The sequence below is a fragment of the Thermomonospora catenispora genome (assembly GCF_006363815.1).
Lineage (GTDB): Bacteria > Actinomycetota > Actinomycetes > Streptosporangiales > Streptosporangiaceae > Thermomonospora > Thermomonospora catenispora.
Genome location: NZ_RRYT01000004.1, coordinates 136691 through 161284, shown reverse-complemented (window position 1 = coordinate 161284; position 24594 = coordinate 136691). Strand labels below are relative to the sequence as shown.

General features: G+C 74.9%; 21 protein-coding genes. 9 read left to right on the top strand and 12 right to left on the bottom strand.

Translation table 11 applies throughout. The features are described from left to right. Positions 1-237: 237 nt before the first annotated feature. The 3 genes from EIO00_RS05295 to EIO00_RS05285 form a co-directional block, all read right to left on the bottom strand. Entirely contained in the window at positions 238-2427 is a 2190-nt protein-coding gene (locus EIO00_RS05295; protein ID WP_241661124.1) for a DEAD/DEAH box helicase, read from the bottom strand. A gap of 123 nt (positions 2428-2550) precedes the next feature. Then, positions 2551-4173 carry an ABC transporter permease gene (locus EIO00_RS05290; RefSeq protein ID WP_140175788.1) on the bottom strand — a complete coding sequence of 541 codons (1623 nt, stop codon included), beginning with the start codon at positions 4171-4173 and terminating at the stop codon, positions 2551-2553. Beyond that, entirely contained in the window at positions 4170-5111 is a 942-nt protein-coding gene (locus EIO00_RS05285; protein ID WP_140175787.1) for an ABC transporter ATP-binding protein, read from the bottom strand. Before EIO00_RS05285 ends, EIO00_RS05290 begins: the two co-directional genes overlap by 4 nt. Positions 5112-5239: 128 nt before the next feature. On the opposite strand from EIO00_RS05285, the gene EIO00_RS05280 reads away from it, so the two are divergent. Further along, entirely contained in the window at positions 5240-5986 is a 747-nt protein-coding gene (locus tag EIO00_RS05280) for a TetR family transcriptional regulator (protein ID WP_206664038.1), read from the top strand. A 95-nt stretch (positions 5987-6081) separates the two neighbouring features. Here EIO00_RS05280 and EIO00_RS05275 read toward each other — a convergent pair whose 3' ends face one another. From EIO00_RS05275 to EIO00_RS05260, 4 genes are read right to left on the bottom strand one after another with little or no spacing between them, the layout of a single operon-like run. Beyond that, positions 6082-7041: an acyl-CoA dehydrogenase family protein gene (locus EIO00_RS05275; RefSeq protein ID WP_140175786.1), complete on the bottom strand. Its 960-nt coding sequence runs from the start codon at positions 7039-7041 to the stop codon at positions 6082-6084. Beyond that, complete coding sequence (locus EIO00_RS05270; RefSeq protein WP_140175785.1) at positions 7038-8219, bottom strand: acyl-CoA dehydrogenase family protein; 1182 nt, start codon at positions 8217-8219, stop codon at positions 7038-7040. Before EIO00_RS05270 ends, EIO00_RS05275 begins: the two co-directional genes overlap by 4 nt. Then, the gene (locus EIO00_RS05265; RefSeq protein ID WP_241661123.1) at positions 8219-9160 is read right to left on the bottom strand and encodes an enoyl-CoA hydratase; all 942 of its coding nucleotides are present in this window, start codon (positions 9158-9160) and stop codon (positions 8219-8221) included. Before EIO00_RS05265 ends, EIO00_RS05270 begins: the two co-directional genes overlap by 1 nt. A gap of 20 nt (positions 9161-9180) precedes the next feature. Further along, on the bottom strand, positions 9181-9960 hold the full coding sequence (locus tag EIO00_RS05260) for an SDR family oxidoreductase (RefSeq protein ID WP_140175784.1): 780 nt from the start codon (positions 9958-9960) through the stop codon (positions 9181-9183). Between the two features lie 478 nt (positions 9961-10438). On the opposite strand from EIO00_RS05260, the gene EIO00_RS05255 reads away from it, so the two are divergent. Genes EIO00_RS05255 through EIO00_RS05235 form a run of 5 tightly spaced genes read left to right on the top strand, consistent with a single transcriptional unit; the run spans position 10439 to position 14519 of the window. Further along, on the top strand, positions 10439-11218 hold the full coding sequence (locus EIO00_RS05255) for an enoyl-CoA hydratase family protein (protein WP_140175783.1): 780 nt from the start codon (positions 10439-10441) through the stop codon (positions 11216-11218). 26 nt (positions 11219-11244) lie between these two features. Then, the gene (locus EIO00_RS05250; RefSeq protein WP_206664053.1) at positions 11245-12090 is read left to right on the top strand and encodes a CoA transferase subunit A; all 846 of its coding nucleotides are present in this window, start codon (positions 11245-11247) and stop codon (positions 12088-12090) included. Further along, positions 12087-12839, top strand: a complete 753-nt coding sequence (locus EIO00_RS05245) for a CoA-transferase subunit beta (RefSeq protein WP_140175781.1) — start codon at positions 12087-12089, stop codon at positions 12837-12839. The genes EIO00_RS05250 and EIO00_RS05245 overlap by 4 nt, the downstream gene beginning before the upstream one ends. Further along, on the top strand, positions 12839-13936 hold the full coding sequence (locus tag EIO00_RS05240) for an NAD(P)H-dependent flavin oxidoreductase (RefSeq protein WP_175596136.1): 1098 nt from the start codon (positions 12839-12841) through the stop codon (positions 13934-13936). Before EIO00_RS05245 ends, EIO00_RS05240 begins: the two co-directional genes overlap by 1 nt. A 37-nt stretch (positions 13937-13973) precedes the next feature. Next, positions 13974-14519, top strand: a complete 546-nt coding sequence (locus tag EIO00_RS05235; protein ID WP_140175780.1) for a hypothetical protein — start codon at positions 13974-13976, stop codon at positions 14517-14519. Between the two features lie 177 nt (positions 14520-14696). Here the strand turns inward: EIO00_RS05235 and EIO00_RS05230 are convergent, their stop codons facing one another. From EIO00_RS05230 to EIO00_RS05220, 3 genes are read right to left on the bottom strand one after another with little or no spacing between them, the layout of a single operon-like run. After that, positions 14697-16373 (bottom strand): multicopper oxidase family protein, encoded by a 1677-nt coding sequence (locus tag EIO00_RS05230; protein ID WP_206664037.1) that lies wholly within the window; start codon positions 16371-16373, stop codon positions 14697-14699. After that, positions 16373-17011, bottom strand: a complete 639-nt coding sequence (locus EIO00_RS05225; RefSeq protein ID WP_140175779.1) for a hypothetical protein — start codon at positions 17009-17011, stop codon at positions 16373-16375. Before EIO00_RS05225 ends, EIO00_RS05230 begins: the two co-directional genes overlap by 1 nt. Continuing rightward, entirely contained in the window at positions 17008-18426 is a 1419-nt protein-coding gene (locus EIO00_RS05220; protein WP_140175778.1) for an MFS transporter, read from the bottom strand. The genes EIO00_RS05225 and EIO00_RS05220 overlap by 4 nt, the downstream gene beginning before the upstream one ends. A 109-nt stretch (positions 18427-18535) precedes the next feature. Here EIO00_RS05220 and EIO00_RS25535 point away from each other — a divergent pair, with 109 nt between their 5' ends. The 3 genes from EIO00_RS25535 (at position 18536) to EIO00_RS05205 (ending at position 22576) form a co-directional block, all read left to right on the top strand. Then, a complete protein-coding gene (locus EIO00_RS25535) occupies positions 18536-21259 on the top strand; it encodes a helix-turn-helix transcriptional regulator (protein ID WP_140175777.1) in 2724 nt (907 codons plus the stop codon). 502 nt (positions 21260-21761) lie between these two features. Next, positions 21762-21950: a hypothetical protein gene (locus tag EIO00_RS05210; RefSeq protein ID WP_140175776.1), complete on the top strand. Its 189-nt coding sequence runs from the start codon at positions 21762-21764 to the stop codon at positions 21948-21950. Between the two features lie 14 nt (positions 21951-21964). Beyond that, the gene (locus EIO00_RS05205) at positions 21965-22576 is read left to right on the top strand and encodes a hypothetical protein (RefSeq protein WP_140175775.1); all 612 of its coding nucleotides are present in this window, start codon (positions 21965-21967) and stop codon (positions 22574-22576) included. Between the two features lie 22 nt (positions 22577-22598). Here the strand turns inward: EIO00_RS05205 and EIO00_RS05200 are convergent, their stop codons facing one another. Together EIO00_RS05200 and EIO00_RS05195 are read right to left on the bottom strand one after the other, a co-directional pair. Beyond that, positions 22599-23195 carry an exonuclease gene (locus EIO00_RS05200; RefSeq protein ID WP_140175774.1) on the bottom strand — a complete coding sequence of 199 codons (597 nt, stop codon included), beginning with the start codon at positions 23193-23195 and terminating at the stop codon, positions 22599-22601. A gap of 222 nt (positions 23196-23417) precedes the next feature. Then, a complete protein-coding gene (locus EIO00_RS05195) occupies positions 23418-24593 on the bottom strand; it encodes an AI-2E family transporter (protein WP_140175773.1) in 1176 nt (391 codons plus the stop codon). Position 24594 lies beyond the last annotated feature (1 nt).

Sequence of the window (24594 nt, the reverse complement as noted above, 5' to 3'; positions counted from 1 at the left end):
TGCTGAACCCTGCTGAACGGCGACCGTCCCCGGTATAACCAGCCCTCCCCCGCCTCGGTAAGTGCTGCCGCCCCCTAGGTGCCCGGCGTCCCCTCGCCGGCCTGTCCCGGCGGCGGGGAGGCCGGAAGGCCGCGTGGGCGCGGGGTCGGCGGCGGTGCGCCGCGCGGGCCCGCGGGAGGAGCGTCAAGGGGGCGCCAAGGGGGTTTTGTCCGCCCTGGGCGCTTCGATGACCCGCGTTCAGGCCGCGTCGCCGGCCAGGCGGCGCTGCTCGTCCTCCACGATCCGCCGGGCCAGGGAGGCTTCGGAGACGTCGACGGCCTCGGGGGTGGATTCGGCGACGTGGCTGCGGCGGGCGTAGGCGTCGAACAGGTCGCTCTTGCGCCGCAGGATCTCCAGCATCCGCACGTCCACGCCCTCGGTGGACAGCAGCCGGTGCACCTGGACCTTGCGGACCTGGCCCATCCGGTGGGCGCGGGCCACGGCCTGCTGCTCCGTGCCGGGTTTGACCTGCGGCTCGCAGATGATCACCACGGATGCGGCCTGCAGGTTGAGCCCCACCCCGCCCGCCTGGATCTGGCTGAGCAGCACCGCGTGCCCGTCCCGGGCGGCGAAGTCGTCCACGAGCCGCTGGCGGCGGGCGGCGGGCAGCGAGCCGGTGAGCGGGCCGAGCGCGTCGGGTCCGAGCGTCCGCTGCACGATGTCGAGGACCTCGCGGAAGTAGGAGAACACCACGACCTTGGCGCCGTTGTCGGCGGCCTCTCCGACCAGCTCGCGCAGGCGCTCCAGCTTGGCGGAGCGGCCGGGGTGGCAGAAGGCGGCGCGGCGCATCGCCATGAAGTTGCCCGACGCGACGGCCTCCCGGTAGGCGGCCCGGTCCTGGGCGGTGAAGTCCTCCCACTCGTCGATCCAGGTCAGGTCGGGCAGCTCGGTGAGCACGTCCTCCTGGTTGCGCCGCAGGTAGGCGGGGCCGACGGCGCGGCGGAACGCCTGCGGCCCGGCCGCCCCGGCGCTGTCGTCGATCCGTTCGACCAGGTCGGGCTGCAGGTGGGCGACCAGGGCGCGGAACTCCCCCACCCGGTTCTCCATCGGCGTCCCGGTGAGGAACAGCACCCGGTCGGTGCGCCGCGCCCAGGCCGCGACCGCGCGCGACCGGCGGGCCTGAGGGTTCTTGACGTAGTGGGCCTCGTCCACCACCAGCATCCCCAGCGGCGCCCGCTCGGGGACGGGCAGGGCGTGCAGGCCGTCGATGGTGGTCACCGCGACCCCGCCGCGGGCGGTCCAGTCCTCCAACGCGTCGGCGCGGTCGGGCCCGTGCACGCGCACCGGCCGCAGGGTGCTGCGCTGCTCGATCTCCCGCAGCCAGTTGACCAGCACGCTGGCGGGGCAGGCCACCATGAAGTGGGTGCGCCCTTCGGCGCGCAGATGGGCCAGGGCGGCGATGGCCTGCACGGTCTTGCCCAGCCCCATCTCGTCGCCGAGGATCGCCCGCCGCTGCGCCAGCGCGAACCTCGCCCCGAACGCCTGGTAGCCGCGCAGCGACACCTTCAGGTGGGTCTCGTCGAGGGGCTGGGCCTTGACCCGTTCGGCGATCTCGTCGGGCAGGAAGCCCTCGCTGGAGGCCCGGTCGGGCTCCATGCCGGCGATCTCGACGAGCAGTCCGTGGTAGGCGGGCGCGTCGTGCTCGTAGCCGGTCCACGCCTCGATCCCCGGCACCGGCGGCCGCAGCAGGTCCACCGAGGTCTGCGCGAACCAGGTCGCCGCGTCCTCGCCGCGCGCCCAGGCGAGGACCCCTTCGATCGCGGCGAGCGCGCGGCGCGCCTCCTCCCGGCGGGCGCGGCCGGCCAACAGCCTGCGCAGCCTGCCGGCCAGCGTCCGGGCGGCGGGCAGCGAGTGGGCCAGGGTCTCCTCCGCCGAGGCGGCGGCCCGCACCGCCCGCGGCAGCCGCGGCCCGGCCGTCACCAGCCGGTGCAGCGCCACCACCAGCGCCGTCATCGCCGGGTCGTCCTGCCGGTCGATGTCGATCCGCACCGCCACCGTCTCGCGCACCGCCCGGGCGATCTGCTCGGCGGCGGCGTGCGCCTGCAGCGCGGTCTGCGGCCCGATCCCCGGGACCTGCTGGAGCCCGTACGGCCCGGCGTCGAGGACCTGCCGGACGGTGCGGTAGCCGGCCTGTTCCAGGGCGCCCAGCCGCAGCCGTCCCTCGGTGACGTCCTTCAGCCGCGCCGCCGGTATCCGCTCCAGCTCCCGGCGGGCGGCCTCCTGCCGCAGCGGCTCGATCGCCTCCCGCACCTGGGCGCAGGCCCGTGCGTGGTCTTCGCGCACCGCCCGGGCGGCCGTCAGCAGCTTCTCGGCCTCCCGGACGATCTCCTTGACCTCGGCCCGTGATCGTTCCGGCAGCCCTTCGTACATGACCCCGCCAATCGCCACATCTCACGTGCACCGGACCGCTCCCATGGTGACAGGGAGCGGCCCGGCGCACCGGGGCGAACGGCCGGGGTCTCCCGGCCCCGCGTCAGGAGGGGCGGGGCGGCCGGCGGCGAAGAGGCGGGGTCACAGGGCCAGGTCGCGGCGGCGGAACGCGGCGATCCCGCCGGCGGTGAGGGCGGCCCCGACCGCCAGCAGCGCCGCCAGCGGCGTCACCGCAAGGTCGGCCACCGGCAGGAACGGCACGTGGGTGAACGGGGAGACGTTCATCACCGCCTGCGGCAGCTCCAGGACGGGGCCGAGCTGGGAGATCAGCAGGCAGGCGATGAGGATCGACCAGGACAGGGCGATCGCCCGGCGCGGCAGCACCCCCAGGATCGCCACCACCGCGCCCGCCACCGCCAGCGTGGCGGGGAGCTGGGCCAGCGCGGCGACGATCAGCTCGCCCGTCCGGCCCGTCTCCCCGGAGGCCAGCCCGTAGGAGACGCCGACGCCCGCGCCGGTGAGCAGCAGCAGCGCGGCGGTGCCGGCGACGGCGCAGAGGATGTGGCCGAGGATCCAGCGGGGGCGGCTGACCGCGGTGGCCAGCACCGCCTCCAGCGGGCCGGTCTCCTCGGTGCGGATCCGCAGCAGGGCCTGCACGGTGTAGCCGGCGACGGCGATGCCGAACATGCCCATCACGGCGGCGAAGAACGCATCCAGCAGGGCCGCGCCGCCCCCGCCGAGCTGGGCGAAGTACTGCTTGAGCTCCTCACTGGTGGCCAGCAGCTCCTCGGCCTCCTCGCCCAGCGGCCCCATGGAGACGGCCATCAGCAGCACGCCCACGGCCCAGCCGAGCAGCACGCCGCGCTGCAGCCGCCAGGCCAGGCCGAGCGGGCTGAGCAGGGTGCGGGCGGCGGTGGCGGGGCCGCGGCGGACCGGCAGCATGCCGGTGCCGACGTCGCGGTGGTCGGTGAGCCGGTAGGCCGTCCACACCCCGGCCGCCAGCAGCGCCGCGAACAGGCCGAACACCCACCAGCGGCCGCCGGCGAACGGCTGGAGCTGCTGGCCCCAGCCGAGCGGGGACAGCCAGCTCGGCCATCGGCTCTCCACCGTGACGCCGTCGCCGGCGGGCCGGGCGAGCCCGTCGCCGAGGGCGCGCAGCAGGAACGCGGCGCCGAGGACCGCCCCGGCCAGGCCGTTGGCCCCTCGGGCGGTCTGGGCGATCTGCGCGGTGACGGCGGCGACGGCGGCGAACGCCGCCCCGACCGCGCCGAACGCCGCTCCGGCGCCCAGCGATCCGGCCGCCGGCAGTCCCAGGGCGAGGAACACGCCGCCGATCAGCAGCGCCAGCACCGCGTTGGCGGCGACGACGACCAGCAGCGCGGCGGTGAGCATGGCGTGGCGGCCGACGACCGCCGCGCCGATCAGCTCGGCCCGGCCGGTCTCCTCGTTCTGCCGGGTGTGCCGGACCACCGCCATCGAGCTCATCAGCGCGACCAGCACGGCGGTGAAGCTGAACGTCTCGGTCATGGTGATGGACCCGGCGGTGGGGTCGGCGACGGGGCCGTTGAACACCCGGGCGACCGCGCTGCCCGCGTTGGACATCGCATAAGAGAGGCGTTCCTGCTCGGTCTGGTACAGGCTCTGGATGCTGGAGGCGCTGGCGGCGACCACTCCGGTGAGCGCCAGCACCCAGACCGGGAGCTGCACGCGGTCGCGGCGGGCCGCCAGCCGGGCCAGCCGCAGGGTGCCGGTGAAGGAGTTCATCGCCGCTCCCCCGATGCGGCCGCGGGCCGGGAGGCCTGCTCGCCGTTCTGCGCGGGCACCTCGCCGTAGTGGCGCATGAACAGCTCCTCCAGCGTGGGCGGCGTGCTGGTGAGGCTGCGCACGTCCAGGTCGGCCAGGTGCCGGTGGACGCGGCCGAGGTGCTCGGGGTCGACCTCGAACCGGGCGCGGGTGCCGTCCAGGTGCAGGTCGTGGACGCCGGGCAGGGCGTCCAGGCCGGTGAGGGGGCGGGCGGTCTCCACGGTGACGGTGAGGCGGGTCAGGTGGCGCAGCTGGTCCATCGTGCCGGACTCGGCGATGCGGCCCTCGCGGATGATGCTGATCCGGTCGGCGAGGGCCTCGACCTCGGCGAGGATGTGGCTGGACAGCAGCACGGTGCGGCCGGCGCGCTTGGCCTCCTGGACGCATTCGCGGAACACCGCGTCCATCAGCGGGTCCAGGCCGGAGGTGGGCTCGTCGAGGATGTACAGCTCCACGTCGGAGGCGAACGCGGCGATCAGCGCGACCTTCTGCCGGTTGCCCTTGGAGTAGGTGCGGCAGCGGCGGGTGGGGTCGAGGGCGAACTGTTCGATGAGCTCGTCGCGGCGGCGCCGGTTCAGCCCGCCGCGCAGGGCGCCGAACAGGTCGATGGCCTCACCGCCGGTCAGGTTGGGCCACAGATTGACGTCGCCGGGCACGTAGGCCAGGCGGCGGTGCAGGGCGACCGCGTCCCGCCACGGGTCGCCGCCGAGCACGCTGACCTCGCCGGAGTCCTTGCGCAGCAGTCCCAACAGGATCCGGATGGTGGTGGATTTGCCGGCGCCGTTGGGGCCGAGGAACCCGTGGACCTCGCCGGTTCGCACGGTGAGGTCGAGCCGGTCCAGGGCGCGCACGTCGCCGAAGGTCTTGGTCAGGTTGACCACCTGGATCGCATCCGTCATCGCGGTCGTCCTCGTCGCCGTAGGTGCGGGCGTGCGGGCGGGGGATGACCCCTCCGCACTGACCGTCGGTCAGTGCCCAGCTTAAGCGCATCCGCGTCCTCTCCGCCACCGGCCCCTATGGTGGGGACGTGGACGGCGCCACGAATCCCGACACCCGCGCGCGCATCCTGGAGACCGCGCTGGACCTGTTCGCCGAGCAGGGCTATCAGCGCACGTCGATGCGGGAGATCGCCGATCGGCTGGGCATCACCAAGGCCGCGGTCTTCTACCACTTCCCCGCCAAGGCCCAGCTGCTGGCCTCGCTCGGCGAGCCGCTGATCGAGGACATGGAGGTCGCCATCAAGGACGCCCTGTACGCGGCGGAGACCGCCGGCGACCCCGACCGCGCCCGCTGGCTGCTGATCGAGTCGCTGCTGGACACCTATCTGCGGCATCGCAGGCTGCTGCGGATCCTGACGCACGATCTGACCGTGCTGGCCCATGACCACGCCTTTCAGCGGTTCGTGGACCTGGCCGAGCGGATCCATCAGATCGTCGCCGGCCCCGACGCCGACCTGTCCGGGCGGGTGCGCGCCGTGCAGGCCATCTCGATGCTCGGGGACCCGGTGGTGTTCCTCTCCGACGTCCCCGACGACCGGCTCCGCGCCGAGATCCTGTCCGGGGTGCGCACCCTGTTGCAGGGCCCGCCGTCCGCGTCGGCGGGGCGGGCCGCGCGGCGCCGGCGCGCCGGCCGTCCTCCGGCGCTGGACGCCGCCCGGGCCGCCGAGGCCCGCCGGCTGTACGCGGCCGGAACCCACACCGTCACCGAGATCGCCGAGGCGCTGGGGGTGTCGCGGGCCACCGTCTACCGGCATCTGGCGGAGTCGGCGGACTGAGGCGGCGCCGAATTTCGCACACGATTGTGCGACACATTTCGAGACAGTTATGAGACAGTCGGCGGGGCGTCCGCCGGGCGTCCCGCGCCCGGGCGTCAGGGAAACCGCTCGGGCGTCCCCTCCCCCTCCAGCAGCAGCGACGCCACCCGGCGCCGATGGTGGGCGGCGTCGCCCCAGGCGGCACCGAGCGTCCAGGCCCGGCGGAGCCAGCGATGCAGGTCGTATTCGAGGGTGTAGCCGATGGCGCCGTGGAGTTGGAGAGCCGTGCGGGCGGCCAGCAGGGCCGCCTCGGAGGCCATGGCCTTGGCCATCGAGCAGTCCCGGGAGGCGGTGGGGGCGGACGCGGCCAGGGAGCAGACGGCCCGGTGGGCGGGCGGGCGGGCGAACTCCACGGCCACCAGCGCGTCGGCCAGACGGTGCTTGACGGCCTGGAAGGAGCCGACGGGACGGCCGAACTGGGTGCGTTCCCCGGTGTGCTCCACCGACATGTCGATCATGCGGCGGGCCGCCCCCACCAGGTAGACGGCGGTGAGGGCGGCGCCCCGGTCGCGGGCCTCGGCCAGCAGGGCGCGGGCCCGCGCGCCCTCGGCCACGGGGGCGGGGTCGACGGCGGAGGTCAGCGCGCGGGCCGGGTCGACGGACGGCTGGGCCCGGCCGGGCCCGGCGGTGCAGATCGCGCCGTCCCGTTCGATCAGGATCAGGTCGGCGCGCTCGCCGTGGGGGACGTAGGGGCCGTCGGCGAACACCACCAGGGCCTCGCCGGAGGCGATCCCGGGCAGCCACTTCTCGGCCCACTCCCCGCCCAGGCCGGCCAGCAGCCGGGCGGCCACGAGCGATTCCACCAGCGGGCCGGCCAGCGCGGCGCGGCCGGCCTCCTCCAGCACGGCCAGCAGGTCGACCTCGTCCCCGCCGAGCCCGCCGTGCCGTTCGGGGACGAGGACGGCGGGGACGCCCAGCCCGGCCAGGGCGGCCCAGTGGTCGACGTCGGGGTCGGCGAGCAGTTCGGCGGCCACGGCGCCGAACTGCCGCTGCTGCTCGGTCAGGCCGAACCTCATCGGGCCTCCTCGGCGGGGCGGGGTTCGCGGGGCAGGCCGAGGACGCGTTCGGCGATGATGGTGCGCTGGATCTCGTTCGTGCCGCCGTAGATGGGGCCGGCCAGCGCGAACAGGAAGCCGTCCAGCCAGCGTCCGCCCGCCGCGGCGTCCGGCGCGGCGCCGGTCAGCTCGGCGCGCGGGCCGAGCAGCCGCAGCGCGGTCTCGTGCAGGTGCAGGTCCATCTCCGACCAGAAGATCTTGTTGATGCTGGACCGGGGACCGATGCCGGCGCCCTCCCGCGCCCGGGCGAGGGTCTGGAAGGTGAACAGTCGGTAGGCGTCGGCGTTCATCCAGGCGCGCGCGACCTCCAGCCGTTCGGCCTCGCCCAGGCCCTCGGTCTCGCGGGCCAGCGCGACCAGCCGGTCGGCGGCGGCCATGAAGCGGCCCGGCGAGCGCAGGAGGAGGCCGCGCTCGGACTCGGTGGTGGACATGGCGATCCGCCAGCCCTCCCCGACCCCGCCGAGCACCTGGTCGTCGGGCACGAACACCTCGTCGAAGAACACCTCGGCGAACCCCGGCTCCCCGTCCAGCTGCCGGATCCCCCGCACGGTGACGCCCGGGGCGTCCAACGGCACCAGGAAGTACGTCAGCCCGTGGTGCCGCCTGGAGTCCGGGTCGGTGCGGAACAGCCCGAACAGCCAGTGCGCGTAGGTCGCCCGGGAGCTCCAGGTCTTCTGCCCCGACAGCAGCCAGCCCCCATCGGTGCGCACCGCGCGGGACCGCACCGCCGCCAGGTCGCTCCCGGCCTCGGGCTCCGACCAGCCCTGCGCCCACACCTCCTCCCCGGAGGCCATCGGCGGCAGGAAACGCCGCCGCTGCTCGGGCGTGCCGTGCTCCAGCAGCGCGGGCGCCAGCAGGTAGATCCCGTTCTGCCCCACCCGGGCGGGCGCGCCGGCCCGATAGTACTCCTCCTCGAAGATCAGCCACTCCTCCAGGGAGGCGCCGCGCCCGCCGTACTCCTCCGGCCAGGTCACCACCGACAGGCGCGCCTGGTGCAGCCTGCGCTCCCACTCCCGGTGGGCGGCGAAGCCCTCAGGGGTGTCCAGCGACGGCAGCGGCTCGGCCGGCACGTTGGCCTCCAGCCAGGCGCGGACCTCGGCGCGGAACGCCTCCTGCTCGGGCGTGTAGGCCAGGTCCATCAGGCGCCCTCCGCCTTGTTGCGGGCCGCCATGGAGCGGGCGTCCTGCCCGCCGAGGGAGTCGCCGCCGCCCACCTCGGCGTTGTGGGCGTGGGCGAAGTGGTGCAGCCCGAACACCGAGTCCATCCCGGCGTGCAGGCCCATCAGGTCCTCGGCCTGGTTGATCGCCTTCTTGGTGAGCGCGAGCCCGAACCGCGGCATGGCGGCGATCTTCTCGGCCAGCGCCATGACCTCTTCCTCCAGGCGGTCCCGCGGCACGACCCGGTTGATCATGCCGAGCTCCAGGGCGCGGGCGGCGCCGATGCGCTCGCCGGTGAACAGGAACTCCTTGGCCTGCCGGGGCCCCATGACCCACGGGTGGGCGAAGTACTCCACGCCGGGGATGCCCATCCGCACCACCGGGTCGGCGAAGAACGCGTCGTCGGAGGCGACGATCAGGTCGCACACCCAGGCCAGCATCAGCCCGCCCGCGATGCACGCCCCCTGCACCATCGCGATCGTCGGCTTGGGGATCTCCCGCCACCGCCGGCACATCCCCACGTACACCTCGGACTCGCGGGCGTAGCGGCTCTCCCCGCCGGCCTTGCCGACGTGGTCCCACCACAGCGTGGCCTTGCGGTCGAAGGTCCGGTCGGCGTCGCGGCCCGGGGTGCCGATGTCGTGCCCGGCCGAGAAGTGCGGCCCGGCGCCCGCCAGCACGATCACCGCCACCTCGTCGTCGTCCACGGCCCGGTAGAACGCCTCGTCCAGGGCGTAGGTCATCGCCGAGTTCTGGGCGTTGCGGTACTTCGGCCGGTTCATGGTGACGACGGCGACCCGGCCGCGCCGCTCATAGCGCACCACCGGGCCGGCCTCGTCCCCGCCCGGCCTCCCGGGCGGCGGGGCCGACCGCCGGCCCGCCTCGGCCCCGGCCCGGGGGGCCGGGTTCGCTCTCTCGGTCATCGACTGTCCCTTTCCGCCGGTCACGGGTGCTGGCTGCTGACCGAGACGACCTCGCCGGTCATGTACGAGGACAGGTCGCTGGCGAGGAAGACGACCACGTTCGCGACCTCCGCCGGGTCGGCCGCGCGGCCGAACGCCTCCCGGCGGGTCAGCTCCTCCAGCAGTGCACGGCTGACCGTCTTCTCCAGGAACGGATGCATGGCCAGGCTGGGCGCGACGGCGTTGACCCGCACCCCCGCCTCGGCGGCCTCCATCGCGACGCATCGGGTGAACGCCATGACGCCCGCCTTGGCCGCCGCGTAGTGCGCCTGTCCGGCCTGCGCCCGCCAGCCCGTCACCGACGCCATGTTGACGATCACTCCGCTGCGGCGCGGCAGCATGTGCCGCAGCGCCGCCCGGGTGGCGCGGAACACGCTGGTGAGGCTGATGTCCAGGACCCGCTCCCACTCCCGGTCGGTCATCTCCGTCACGCGGCGGTCCCCGCCGAGCCCGGCGTTGTTGACCAGGACGTCGATCCGCCCCTCCGCCTCGACGGTCTGCTCGATCAGCGCGTCCACCTGCCCGGTGTCGGCGACGTCGCAGGGGATGGCCGTCGGCTTCTCCCCCGTCACCTCGGCCAGCCGGTCCGCCGCCTCGGCGAGGCGGCGCCGGTGCACGTCGCTGAGCACCACGCGCGCCCCCTCCTCGGCGCACCGTCGGGCCGTCGCCCAGCCGAGCCCGGCCCCGGCCGACGCCGTGACCAGCACGACCCTGCCGTCGAGCAAGCCGCCCACTGCCTCACCCCTGCATCCCGGCGACATCCCGCCGCGGTCACGGCCGCGTCCACGGCCGCGGCCGCGACGGCGACCGGCGACGTCGCGCGACCACCGTGGCCGGGCAACTGTCGCACGCCGCCGGCGGCCGGTCCCGCGCCCGTCCCATCCAGTAGGAGCGTCCGCCGGGACGGTGTCCGGCCCGCGGCCGGGTGCGGCCGGGCCGCCGTGGACCGGCCGGGCACCGCGACGCCCGGGACCCGACGACGGCCCGCGCCCCGGACGGGCCGTGGACGACGGGCCGGCGAGGGGGCCGCCTTCGGTCGCGCCCGGTCGAGAAGGCGGCCCCCTCGCCGGCCCGCGGTGCGCGGCCCTCCCCGCCTGCGCGGAACGGGACCGCCGGCCTCTCCGCTCCGCGGACGCGCGGCCCTCCCCGGCGCCCCGGGGTGATCCACTGAGTGGGACGGGGGCGGACGGGCCCGGCGGGAAGGGTCGATGCTGGCCACTGCCTGAGTGAGGAGGCGGTGTGCAGCGAACGGGCGGCAAGGCCGTTGCCTGGAAGGTCCACGAGGACGGGATCGCCGAGGTCGTGATGGACCGGCCGCCGGTCAACGCGCTTCCCGTGGCCGGATGGTTCGAGCTGGCGGAGACGGTGCGGCGGCTCGGCGCCGACGAGGCGGTGCGGGTCGTGGTGCTGCGGGCCGAGGGACGCGGGTTCAACGCCGGCGTGGACCTGAAGGAGATCCAGGCGGATCCGGGCCATGAGGCGCTGATCGGGGCCAACCGGGGCTGTTTCGCGGCGTTCGCGGCGGTGTACGAGTGCGCGGTGCCGGTGATCGCGGCGGTGCACGGCCACTGTCTGGGCGGCGGGATCGGCCTGGTGGGCAACGCCGACATCGTGGTGGCGGCCGAGGACGCCACGTTCGGGCTGCCGGAGGTGGACCGGGGGGCGCTGGGGGCGGCGACCCATCTGGCGCGGCTGGTGCCGCAGCACCGGATGCGGGCGATGGTCTACACGGCCGAGCCCGTCACCGCGCGGGAACTGCACGCCTGGGGATCGGTGCTGTCGGTGGTGCCGGCGGAGCGGCTGCGGGAGGAGGCGTTCGCGGTGGCGCGCCGGATCGCGACCAAGCACGGGCGGGTGATCCGGGCGGCCAAGGAGGCGCTGAACGGCATCGACCTGTGGGACGTGCGCCGCAGCTACCGCTACGAGCAGGGCTTCACCTTCGAGCTCAACCTCTCCGGCGTCTCCGACGAGGCCCGCGCCGCGTTCGTGGAGGGCCGTGCGGCCCGGTCCGATCGGTGAAGGGGTGCCCGGTGAGCGGGAAGCGGATGTCGGAGGCGGACGTCGTCGCCCGGCTGGCGGACGGGATGACCGTCGGGATCGGCGGGTGGGGCAGCCGCCGCAAGCCCATGTCGGTGGTGCGGGAGATCTGCCGGTCGTCGCTGCGGGACCTGACGGTGGTCTCCTGCGGCGGCCCGGACGTGGGGATGCTGTGCGCGGCGGGCAAGGTGCGGCGGGTGGTGTTCGCGTTCGTGTCGCTGGACACCATCCCGCTGGAGCCGTACTTCCGGCGGGCCCGCGAGTCCGGCGCGGTGGCCGCCCGGCAGATGGACGAGGGCATGATGCTGCTCGGCCTGCAGGCGGCGGCGTGGCGGGTGCCGTTCCTGCCGACCCGGGCGGGGCTGGGCTCGGACCTGCTGCGCATCGACCCCGAGCTGCGCACGGTGACCTCCCCCTACCCGGGGCCGGGCGGCGTGCACGAGGAGCTGGTGGCGGTGCCCGCGCTGCATCTGGACGCGGCGATCGTGCACGTCAACCGGGCCGACGAGAACGGTTGCGGGCAGATCCTCGGACCGGACCCCTACTTCGACGACCTGTTCCTGGAGGCGGCCGCGCAGCGGTTCCTCACCTGCGAGCGGATCGTGCCGACCGCCGAGCTGACCGCGTCCGGGCCGGTGCAGTCGATCAGGGTGACGCCGCTGATGGTGGACGGCGTGGTGGAGGCCCCCGGCGGCGCGCACCCCACCTCCTGCGTCCCGGACTATCCGCGCGATGAGGCGTTCCAGCGGGACTATGCGGCCTCGGCCGCGGAGCCCGGCGGGTGGGACGCCTTCCGCAAGGAGTGGATCGACGGCCTGGACGAGCGCGCCTACCAGGAGAAGGTGAAGCGATGACGGACGTGGCGCGGGCCGACGTGTGCGCGGTGGCCATCGCCGACTGCTTCCGCGGCGACGGGGAGATCCTCGCCAACCCGATCGGGACCCTGCCGACGCTGGGCGGGCGGCTGGCGCGCGAGCTGCATGAGCCGCGGCTGGTGATGACCGACGGGGAGGCGTGCCTGATCGGCGACACTCCCCCGCTCGGCGAGGCGCCCGCGGTGATCGCGGGCTGGAACCCCTACCGGCGCATGTTCGACGTGGTGTGGGGCGGCCGTCGGCACGTGATGATGGGCGCCGCCCAGATCGACCGGTACGGCAACCAGAACATCGCGTCGATCGGCGCCGACCCGGATCGGCCCATGCGGCAGCTGCTGGGCTTCCGGGGCGCCCCGGGCAACACGATCAACAACCCGACCAGCTACTGGATCCCCCGCCACAGCACCCGCGTGTTCGTGGAGAAGGTCGACGTGGTGTGCGGGATCGGCTACGACCGGGCCGCGCAGGTGGGCGCGGCGGCGCGGTTCCACGAGCTGCGCCGGGTGGTGACGAACCTGGCGGTGCTGGACTTCGAGACCCCCGACCGCCGGATGCGGCTGCGCTCGGTGCACCCCGGGGTGACGGTGGAGGAGGTGCAGGCGGCGACGGGCTTCGAGCTGGCGATCGACGGGGAGGTCCCGCAGACGCGCCTGCCCACCCCCGAGGAGCTGGCCGTCCTGGACCGCCTGGACCCCGAGGGCCTGCGCCATCGCGAGGTGCCGTCCTGATGGGCGCCGGCGCCGGCCCGGAGGCGGAGCGCCCGACGCATCCGGCGCTGCGGACCCGGGCGTGCGAGCTGTTCGGCATCCGGTATCCGATCGTGCAGACCGGGATGGGCTGGGTGTCGGGCGTGCATCTGACCTCGGCGACCGCCCGGGCCGGCGGGCTGGGGATCCTGGCCGCCGTCACGATGTCGCCCGAGCGGATGATCACGGCCGTCCGCGAGCTGCGGGAGCGCACCGACGCCCCGTTCGGGGTGAATCTGCGGCCCGACCAGCCCGACCTCGCCGAACGGGTCGAGGCGCTGGCCGCCGAGGGCGTGCGGGTGGTGTCGTTCGCCGGCGCCCCCGCCCGGGACACCGTGGCGATGCTGCACGACGCCGGGGTGCTGTGCATGGTCACCGTCGGCCTGCGGCGGCACGCCGAGAAGGTCGCCGCGCTCGGGGTGGACGCGGTGATCGCCCAGGGCGGGGAGGGCGGCGGGCACACCGGCCCGGTGCCCACCTCGCTGCTGCTCCCCCAGGTCGTGGACGCGGTCGGCGCGGACGTCCCGGTGCTGGCGGCGGGCGGCTTCCACGACGGCCGCGGGCTGGTGTCGGCGCTGGCGTACGGGGCGGACGGGATCGCCATGGGGACCCGTTTCCTGCTGACCGCCGACAGCCGCGTCCCCGACCGGGTCAAGCGGGAGTACCTGAAGGCCGACGTGACCTCCACGGTCGTCACCACGGCCGTCGACGGCCTCCCTCAGCGGGTGATCGCCACGGACTTCGTCGACCGGCTGGCCGGGCGGGCGCCCTGGCGGCGCGGCCTGGGCATCCTGCGGGCGAGCGCCCGGCTGCGCGAGCTGACCGGACTGACCCCGATGCAGGCCCTGCGGGAGGGGCTGGTGATGCGCCGCCGGGGCCGGACGCCGTTCCAGGTCGCCGCCGCCGCCAACGTGCCGCTGCTGATCAGGGCCGCGCTGGTGGAGGGCCGTCCTGATGCGGGCGTCCTGCCCACCGGCCAGGTCGCCGGGGTCGTCGACGACCTGCCCACGGTCGCCGAGCTGATCGAGCGCATCATCGCCGAGGCCGAGGCCGTCCTGGCCCGCCTGGGCGGAAAATGACCTGCTCACGGCATGCGCCCCGGCCTACCGTGGGGCCATGGACGTCGTCTTCACCCGCACGGGCGAGCGCCGCTACGGCGTGACCGTCACCGGCCCGCAGTCGATGCCCAGGGGGATGGACCCGGCCCCCGGCTATGACGACCACATCCCCCACGACCTGGTCCACTACATCGTGGAGGCGGAGCTGAGGCTGTCGGGCGGGCTGTACGGCCGGGCCGCGCAGGGCGGCGGGAGCTTCCTGCCGCGGGGCGAGCTGCCGGGGCGGCGCCAGCGGCGCCGTCTCCACCGCAAGGCCGCCCGCCGCGAGGCCCACCTGCGCCGGCGGGATCACGCGGGCCCGGCCGACATGCACCGGTCCGAACGCCTGACGGCCCTGTGCGACGCGGTGTGGCGCATGCGCCACGCCCCGGCGCTCGAGGGCGGACGTCCCCCGTGGGTGACGCCGCCGGAGATCCCCGAGGAGGACCGTCCGGCGGTCGAGCGGATCGTGGCCCGGCTGGAGGAGATCGCCCCGCTGTGGAACTCCCTGAAGGTCGGGGAGAGCCTCATCTTCACCTGGCCGGACCCCCGCCCCGTCCGGTGAGCCGCGGATCCCCGCCGCCGGCCGGCCCGGAGGAGAGCCGTCAGCGGCGCCTCGGACGGGATGCCGCCGGCGACGGCCCGGCGGGGACGGATCGGCGGGCGTCCGCGGGTGACGCCCCGACGCCGTCCGCGGGCGCGCTCCGGTCCCGCCCGCGGGGTCCCTCCGAGGCGGGCGCGCTCAGTGGTGGTGATGCCCGCTCGGCGGGGCCTGCGGGGCCTGGCCGGGCTCGGTGACGACGAACTGCCCCATCAGCCCCTGGTCCTCGTGGTAGAGCAGGTGGCAGTGGAACATGTACGGGGTGCGCGGGTCGGTGTGCTCGCCGAAGCGCAGCGCGATCCGCACCGGCTTCTGGTTGGGGACGTAGACGGTGTCCTTCCAGCCGCGCAGCTGCGGCGGGGGCGGCGCGCCGTCGATCGACAGCACCTGGAACTGCACGTCGTGGACGTGGAAGTTGTGGGGCTTGTTGTCGATCGTGACGATCTCCCACACCTCGGTGGTGTTCCGCACCACCCCGAAGTCGATGCGGTTCATGTCCATGCGCCGCCCGTTGATGCTGAACCCGGCCAGCTCGAACGTCCGGGTGACCGGGGCGGACGGCGAGGCCAGGGCGGGCGCGGCGGCCAGCCGGGCGGGCGGGGCGGGGACCGGCTCCAGCCGCGCGGCCGGGCGGAACTCCATGATGTCGAGGGTGTCGTCGCCCCCGGAGAACCGGGCGTTCCACACGTCCACCCCCAGGTCCGGCGGGTAGCTGCGCAGCACGGCCCGCTGCCCGGGGCGGAACGTCACGACGATCTCGGCGCGCTCCCCCGGTGACAGCTGGATGCGGTCGGTCTCATACGGGGCGGGCAGCAGCCCGCCGTCGCTGCCGACCACCGCGAACGACCGCCCGTCGGTGAACCCGAACCGGTAGGTCCGCGCCCCCGACCCGTTGAGCAGCCGCAGCCGGACCCGCTCCGTCGTCACCTCGTGGTAGGGGTGCAGCACCCCGTTGACCAGGACCCGGTCGCCGAGGACGCCGACGCCGTTCATCGGGCCGCGGCGTTCGACCAGCCGGTTGGCCTCGTCCAGCAGCACGTCCTGCACGATCAGCGGGATGTCGTCCACCCCGTACCGGGACGGCAGCCCGGCCTCCCGGGCCTCGGGGTCGTCGAGGATGAACATCCCGGCCAGTCCCCGGTACACGTGCCGGGCGGTCCGCCCGTGCGGGTGCGGGTGGTACCACAGCGTCGCGGCGGGCTGGTCGATCGTCCAGTGCGGCGACCAGGTGGCGCCCGGCGCGATCGGCTGGTGGGGACCGCCGTCCATGCGGGCGGGCAGGTGCATCCCGTGCCAGTGGATCGTGGTGGTCTCCGGCAGGTCGTTCCGCACGTTGATCTGGACGGTCTCGCCGCGGGCGGCGCGCAGGGTCGGCCCCAGCATCGGCCCGTTCAGCCCCCACGTCGCGGTGGGGCGGCCCGGCCGGAGCCGCCGCCGACCGGGCATGGCCCGCAGGTCGAACACCCGCCGTCCGTCCGGGCCCCGGACCGAACGCGCCAGCGGCGGCACGTGCAGCCGGTCGGTGAACGCCACCTTCCCGGCGGTGTCGATGTCGGCGGAGGCCCACTGCCATCCGGCCCAGCCCGCCCCGGCGGCCAGGGCGGACGGGACCCCGATGAGCCCGGCCTTCAGCAGGGTGCGCCGGGTGACCCGCCCCTTCCGCCCGGCTCCGGCGGACTCGGCGGGCCGGGCGCCCTCGGCGGACCCGGCGGCTTCTGCGGACTCAGGGGTCCCGCCGCCCCCGGCGGAGGCCGCCGGGGCGGGACGGGGGTCGGCCCCGGGCTCCGCCGGGGCCGACCGCTGCACGTGGCGGTTCATCAGGTGCTCTCCTTGATGGCGACGCCGGCGGCGCTGCCGGCGATGACCACCGAGTACGACGGCGCGTTCCGGTCACCGGGCGTCCAGTCGGTCAGCCCGCCGCCCACCGCTCCGAACCAGCGGTCGTCCAGGGCGACCTTCGTGGCCCCGCCGGTGATCTCCAGCCGCACCGGCACCCCGGCGGGCCGCTCGATCACCAGGTCCCGCACCGACGCCAGCCGGATGGTGCGGGAGGCGTCCGGGCGGCCCAGCGCCAGCCGCACCTGGGCGGCGCCGGAGTGGATCGCCACGGACCGCACCGCCGCCCCGGTCAGGTCGGCGTCCAGGTGGGAGGCGCCGCCGTGCACGTCCAGCGCCCACGGGACGTTCGCGTTGATCCGGACGGTGGCGCGCCGGGTGCGGTGGGGCAGCGGGAACCGGTGGGGGTACTCGATGTGGACGTTGCGCCCGTCGGCCCACACGTCCGGCCGCGGTCCGGTGAAGTCGGCCTGCACCAGGTCGGTCATGTCCGCGTCGGCGCGCAGGGTGACGTGCTGCAGCCCGTTGTCGAAGCTCAGCCGGGCCACCGACCGTCCCTGCTGCTCCTGGTCCTCGGGCATCGCGATGATGACGCCGTCCGGCGTGTTCTTGACGGTCATGACATGCTCCGTGCGGTCTTGGGCAGCGCCCGGCACAGCACCAGGCCGACCAGGAACGCCACCGCGACGAATCCCAACGAAAGCTGCGCCGCCCGGTCCGTGCCGTGGTCCAGGAAGGTGGTGAACAGCGAGCCGACCACAGCGATCCCGGCGGCCCCGGACACCTGCACGACCGTGTTGGCGACCCCGGAGGCCGCACCGGCGTTCTCCTCCGGCACCCCCGACAGCCCGATGTGCACCAGGATCGGGGCGACCATCCCGAATCCGATGCCGCCGAGCAGCAGACCCGGCACCAGGTGCCAGGACGTCAGGTCGTCCGCCAGCCCGATCGTGGCGACCAGCGTCGACATCGACAGGACCAGCAGCACCGTCCCGATGGCCACCAGCCGCCGCCCGGCCTTGGCGGCGTGCTGCACCGCCATGCCGGAGGTGGCCGCCAGCCCCACCGGCCAGGCCAGGAAGGTCAGTCCGGTGCGCAGCGCGGTGAAGTGGTGCCCCTGCTGCAGCTGCCAGGTCAGCACCAGGAACAGGGCGGAGATCGAGGAGAACACCGCCACGATGATCACCAGCCCGGCCACGAACGACCGGAGCCGGAACAGCGAGGTCGGCACCAGCGGCATGCCCCCGGCCCGCTCCCGCCGCGCCTGCGTGTAGGCGAACACCGCGAGCACCGGCAGGGAACCGGCCATCATGGCCCAGCCCCACCAGGGCCAGCCCAGCTCCGACCCCTGCACCAGCGGGTACAGCGCCAGCAGCAGGCCCAGGGTCACGATCAGCACGCCCAGCACGTCCAGCCGGGGCCGTCGCTCGGCCCGCGACTCGCGCATCAGGGCGGCCGCGCCGATGAACGCGATGACCCCGATCGGCACGTTCACCCAGAACACCCAGCGCCAGGCGGTCGGGTCGTCGCCGACCAGCAGCCCGCCGATGATCGGCGCCGCCGCGGCGGCCACGCCGTTGACCGCCCCGTAGATGCCGAACGCCTTGGGCCGCTCCTCCACCGAGAAGGCGACCTGGATGGTGGCCAGCGCCTGCGGCACCATCATGGCCGCCGCCGCGCCCTGCACCGCGCGCGCCGCGATCAGCATCCCGATCCCCTGGGCGAGCCCGCAGGCCATCGATGCGGCGGTGAAGCCGGCGACGCCGGTCAGGAACATCCGCTTGCGGCCGAACAGGTCTCCCAGCCGACCCCCGGTGATCAGCAGCAGCCCGAGCCCGAGGGCGTAGGCGGCCACCACCCACTGGATCGACGAGTGCCCGGCGCCCAGATCCGTCTGGATCGCCGGCGCGGCGACCAGCACGATCGTGATGTCGACCAGGTCCATGAACACGCCGAGCAGCACGATCGCCAGCGCCGCCCAGCGTCTGGGGTCCGCCGTCTGCGGCGGACCCGCCGCCCGCTGAACTGTCGTCATCGCCACTCCTTTCTGACGATGACCACGGTCGTGCTGAGACGCCGGGTCGCGCCTCGGTAAGGTGGCTTATCCGCTACCTCAGATATGCCGGGCCCCTACGCTTAGGCCGATGTTGTTCGTGGGACGCCGGGAGCTGGTCGCGCGGATCGAGGAGGACGCCGCGCGCGGGGACTTCCGTATCGTCGTGGTCGGCGGGCCCGCGGGGATCGGCAAGACCCGGCTGCTGGAGCACGTGGCGGCGCGCGCCTCCGACCGGCTCGTGCTGCGCGGGGCGTGCGTGGAGCTGGGCGCCGAAGGGCTGCCGATGGCCCCGGTGACGGCGATGCTGCGCCAGCTGACGGCCTCACCCGGCCCCGAGGAGCTGTCCCGGATGCTGCCGGGGGTGGACGGGCTGCTGCGGCTGCTGCCGGAGTTCGACGCCGGAGGGCGGGGGCCCGAGCCCAGGGCGCGGACGTTCGACCTGTTCGCCGCGCTGCTGCGCAGGCTCTCCGAGCGGCGGCCGGTGCTGCTGCTGATCGACGACCTGCAGTGGGCGGACCCCTCGACGCGGGACCTGCTGGACGTGCTGGTGCGGACGCTGGGTCCGGCGGCGCGGGTGCTGCTGGTGGCGGCCCACCGGTCCGACGACCTGGACCGCGCCCATCCGCTGCGGCCGTTCCTGGCCCAGTGGGGGCGGCTGCCGAACGTGCACCGCACCGAGCTGGAGCCGCTGTCGCGGGCGGAGACCGCGGAGCTGGTGCGGCGGCTGCAGCCGGGGGCGGACGAACGGTTCGTGGAGCGGGTGTTCCGGCGCGCGGGCGGCAACCCCTACTTCACCGAGGAGCTGGCCCGGGCGGGCGGCGAGGAGATGCCCGACACGCTGCGGGACCTGCTGCTGGGGCGGGTGCAGCGGCTGCCGGAGGACGCCCGCCGCCTGGTGCGGGTGGCGGCGGTCGGAGGCGGGCGGGTGCCGCACGGGCTGCTCGCCGCCACGGCCGGGCTGGCGGAGCCGGCGCTGCTGGCGGGGGTGCGCGCCGCCGCCGACGCCCGGGTGCTGATCCCCGAGGGGGACGGCTATGTGTTCCAGCACGGGCTGCTGCGGGAGGCGATCCGCACCGAGCTGTTGCCCGCCGAACGCGCCCGGCTGCACCGCGCCTACGCCGACGCGCTGACCGCCGACCCGGGGCTGGTGGATCCGGACCGGCACGCCGCCGAGCTGGCCTACCACTGGCACGGCGCGGGGGCGGCCGACCGGGCGTTGGAGGCGACGCTGCGGGCCGCGGACGTCGCCGGCCGGCTGCACGCCCTCGCCGAGCGGGCGCAGCTGCTGGAACGCGCCCTGGACCTGTGGGAGGAGGTGCCCGAGCCGCCCGCGGAGGTGGACCGGCTGGGGCTGTTCGAGACGGCGATCATGGCGGCGAGCTGGGCCGGCGAGGGCCTGCACGCGCTGGAGCTGATCGACCGGGCGCTGGCCGAGGCCGACCGGTCGCGCGAGCCCGGCCGGACCGCGATCCTGCTGGCCCAGCGCGGGCTGACGCTGGCCGGGCTGGGCCGGCCCGGCGCGGTGACCGCCGTGGACGAGGCCCTGGCGCTGCCGGTGCCCGACGCCGAACGGGCGCAGCTGCTGGATCTGGCGGCGGCGGTGCTGACCCTGTCGGGGGAGCCGGTGCGGGGGCGGGAGGCCGCCCGGGAGGCCGCCGAGCTGGCCGCCGGCACCCCGCTGGAGGCCAACGCCCGGATCACCCACGGGTGGGCGCTGTGGGAGCTGGGGGAGTACGAGCCAGCGGTCGAGTCGCTGCAGCGGGCGCTGGAGCTGGCCCGCGGCGACGGCGACGACCAGGCGGTGGCGCGCGCCGCCCTCAACCTGGCCGGGGCCCTGCACGACCTCGGCCGGGACGCCGAGGCCGAGCAGGTGGCGCGCATCTGCGTGGAGGCGTGCCGCAACGCCGGGGTGGAACGCTCGCTGGGCATCCGGGCGACGGCCCGGCTGGTGGCGGTGCTGACGGACGCCGGACGCTGGGCGGAGGCGGAGCGGGTCGGCCGCGAGGCGCTGAACCTGGATCCGCCGGGGGTCCAGGGCGCCGAGCTGCACGCCCTGCTGTCGGGGCTGGCGCTGGCCCGCGGCCGCATCGAGATGGCCCGGGAGCATCTGGCGGCCGCCCGTTCGCTGCAGGAGTCCGCCGCACCGGTGCTCCGCCAGGCGGCGTTGCTGGCGCTGGCGGAGAACACCGCCCCCGCGCTGGGCGAGGCCCTGACGGGGACCGTGCAGGACTGGCCGCTGCTGGCGGCGGCGGCTCGGATGCCCGAGCTGGCCGCCGAGGCGGCCGAGGCCGCGTCCCGTCTGCCGACCAGCACCCCCGTCTGGTCGGCCTATGCCGCCCAGCTCGCCGCCGCCCGGGGGGAGCGCCCCTGGACGGAGGTGGTCGCCGCCTGGGACGCGCTGGGGCGTCCGTTCCCCGCCGCCCACGCCCGGCTGCGCGCCGCCGAGGCCGCCTTGGCCGAACGCGCCCGCTCCGCCGCCCGCGATCTGCTCCGCACCGCCGCCGAGCAGGCCGAACGGCTGGGGGCCGACGCTCTCGCCGAGGAGGTCCGCCTGTTGGCGCGCAGCTCCGGCCTGTCCCTCGCCGAGGAGGTCCCCGACGAGGCCCCCGCCCTCGAACGGCTGGGCCTCACCGAACGCGAGGCCGAGGTCCTCCGCCTGGTGGCGGCGGGGAAGAGCAACCGCCAGATCGGCGAGGAGCTGTTCATCTCCACCAAGACCGTCAGCGTGCACGTCTCCAACATCCTCGCCAAGCTCGGCGTCGGCAGCCGGGGCGAGGCCGCCGCCCTCGCCCACCGCCTCGGCCTGTTCTGAATCCGGGGGGCGCCCGGGCCCGGGCGGGCCGTGCCGGGTGGGGTCGTCCGCCTCGAACCGCCGGCCGGCCTCATGTCGTCGTTCAGGCGAGGGACGCGCCCGGATCCCCCGCCCGGATCGACGCGTCGAGCCGATTCCCGTCCCTTCCCGAGCGGCACCCGGTGCGTGCGGCGCGCACCGTGGACGCCCTCGAAGAACGCGACCTCCATCGCGCCTTTTCCGGGGGACGATGTCACGGCCGACGCCCCGCCGGAAAGCGTTTTTCCTGATGCGGCGGGAAAGGGCTGGAGCCTCCTGATGAAACCGCGGATGCCCGTGATCGTACGTGTTATCGTGCGGGCGTGACCGGCTCGCGGCGCCCGCCGTTGTTGTTCCTCGACGTCGACGACGCGGAGCCGCACTTCCATCACAGCCGAACGTGACACATTGTGTCGACTTATTCCACCGAGGCGTACTGACGGCAGGCTTTTCACCGGATCGCCAGTCGCGGAAAGACGCAACGATGACCGAGGAGAGGCGCGAGGTCGGGGTTCGTCATTACATCCTGGTCATCGCGCTGGTTGCGATCTTCATCGGACTGTGCACCGTCGTCGGCGAAGCCCTCGTACCGCGCTCCCCGCCGCCCCGAGGCACCGCGGGCCGGCTGGCGCTCCCGGGCGCGATGGCGCTTTCTCATTCACCTTCGCACTGACGACCGTCGTCGCCGTGTTCATCGACGGGATCGCGGGTTCGATCGCTCAGCGCTCGCTGCGGGAGTGCATGGCGGCGATCCGGTGGAGAGGGCCGTCCAGGACCATGGCCGCGGCCCTCTTCTTCGGGGTGGTCGCGTCGGCGGTGCGGTTCCTCGCCGAGCCGGGGAAGCTCGTCAGATACCACCCGGTCGGCGGAATGGACCTGACGCGGTGCTGCCGGTCCTACGGCCTTCCCTCCAACGACACCGAGCGCTGCTCCTGGAAAGTCCCCTCCCTGAGCGAGGTCTGCAACTGGGAGAAGGGCAGGAGGGACCTGCACATCGAGATCGAGAAGGGCCGCCCCTACAGCGGAGAATGCGTCGACCGCCGTGGCGGGAACCACGGCGGCATAGACGACATGACCGGCTGCTGCCGACAGCGTTTCGGCAAGGTCAACGGCGTCACCGCAGACGTTCCCAACGGCAGGGACCGGATGTGCCTGTTGGGGATCAACAAGGATCTCGCCTGCAGCTTGCAGTACGACCTGGCAGTACAACAAGGCGGACTTGAAGGCACGCCAAGAGAACGACCAGTGGCGGTGCCACGAGTAGGCGGCCCGCCCGGCGTCGCCGCCCGCCGCCCCTGACGCCGTCGCGCCCCGCCGCGCGTCACCGCGACGGGGCGTCGGTGCGCGACGGGTCGGGTGCGCGCATCCGCTCCCCCGCCTTCAGCACGGCCTCGAAGACCTGGGCCAGCTCGTGGGCGTCCTGCAGGGCGTGGTGGGTGTGCGGCACGCCGGTGATCTCCAGCTGCCGTTTGATGGAGCTCTTGCGGGTGTCCCGCCACTCGGAGCCGGTCAGGCCCATCCAGTAGCTGCGCAGGTCGATGCCCGCGCCGCTGGCGCTGAACGGGCTCTTGCCGAGGAAGCGCATGAAGTACCAGTGCACGAACATCCCGTCGAAGACGGCGGGGCCGGCCAGGAAGACGGGACGGCCGATCGTGCGCAGCCCGTTGATCCAGGCCGCCGCGGCGGCCATCGCCTCCTCGGCGGGGGGCGCCTCCCGCATCAGCCGGTCGCGGTCCAGGCCGGACACCGCCAGCGCCTGGGGAACGTAGTCCTCACAGATCGGCTTCAGCTCGGTGTAGAACTCCAGGTCGGGACGTCCGACGACCGCCATGCCCAGCGAGAGCATGCTGTAGGGCCCGGGGATCGGCCCGTCGGCCTCCACGTCGGTGGCGATGTAGAGCTCGGGAAGCGTGGACATGCCGAGCACGCTAGGCGTCCGACGCTCCCCCGGCAACGCGGCCGTCCGCGATCGCCCGCGGTCGCTCGACGGCGGCCGCGCCGGTTCGTGAGCGATCCGTGAGATCGGCCCGGCACCGCGACCACCCGTGATCGTCCGCGACCGCCGCCGAGGCCGGCCGGTGCGACGATCGTCCCGACCACGGCGCCCGCCCCGCCCCGGCGCGGCGCCCGCCCATGGCGGTCACCCGGGAGCGTCCGGGACGGGCTCGGCGGGCTCCTGAGCAGGGGCCTCCCTGGTCTCGCGGAGGCTGCGGGCGACGCGGTAGGCGATGGCGACGATCGGGACGGCGACGACCGCCCCGGCCACCCCGGCCAGGAGGGTCCCGGCGGTGACGACGACCAGGATGACGGCCGGGTGGAGACGCAGCGCCCGGCCCATGATCAGCGGTTGCAGCAGGTTGCCCTCGGCCTGCTGGACGGCCAGCACCACGCCCAGCGCCAGCAGGGCGTCGGTGACGCCGTTGCTGACCAGGGCGACCAGCACCGCGACCGCCCCGGCGAGGGTGGCCCCGACGATCGGGATGAACGCGGACACGAACGTCAGCAGACCCAGCGGCAGGGCCAGCGGGACGCCGATGATCGCCAATCCGACGCCGATGCCGATGCCGTCGACGGCGGCGACCATGAACGTCCCGCGGATGTAGGAGACCAGGGTGCGCCAGCCCGCGGCCGCGGCGGCGGCCACCCGGGAGCGGTGCCGGTCGGGCACCAGGTCGAGCGTCCACCGGGCCATCTGCTCGCCGTCTTTGAGCAGGAAGAACATCAGCACCAGGGCCAGCACGACGGCGGTCAGCACCTCGGCCGCGGCGGTGGCCCCGCCGACCGGGTCGGGGGCGGCGTTGCGCGCCCCGGCGATGATCCCGTCGAGGGCGGCGTCCAGCTGGCGTTGGGAGACCGGCAGCGGGCCCTCGACCAGCCATTGGCGGATCCTCAGCAGGCCCTGCTCGGTCTGCTCCCGCAGGCGGCCCCACTGCCCCACCACCCGGTTGGTGATCAGGGTGAACGGCAGCGCGATCGCCAGCAGGAGGGTCAGCACCCCGCCCAGCGCGGCCGCCCAGGCCGGGGCCCGCAGCCGCCGCAGCCCGCCGGCGACCGGCTGCATCAGCGCGGTCGTCAGCAAGGCCGCCACGATCGCCAGCGTCAGCGGCGCCAGCCGCACCAGCACGGTGACGACCAGGTAGACGGCGAGCGCGATGATCAGCAGGTAGGCGCCGGTGACGGCGGCGACCCGCAGCCCGGCGGGCACCCCGGCCCCGTCGTGCTGCACGCGGGCGGCCTCCCCGGCCAGGCCGGTCGTGTGGGGCCGCTTCGGCGCGGGCTGCGGCGGGGCGTCCTTGGGATGTTTGCGGAACGGCATG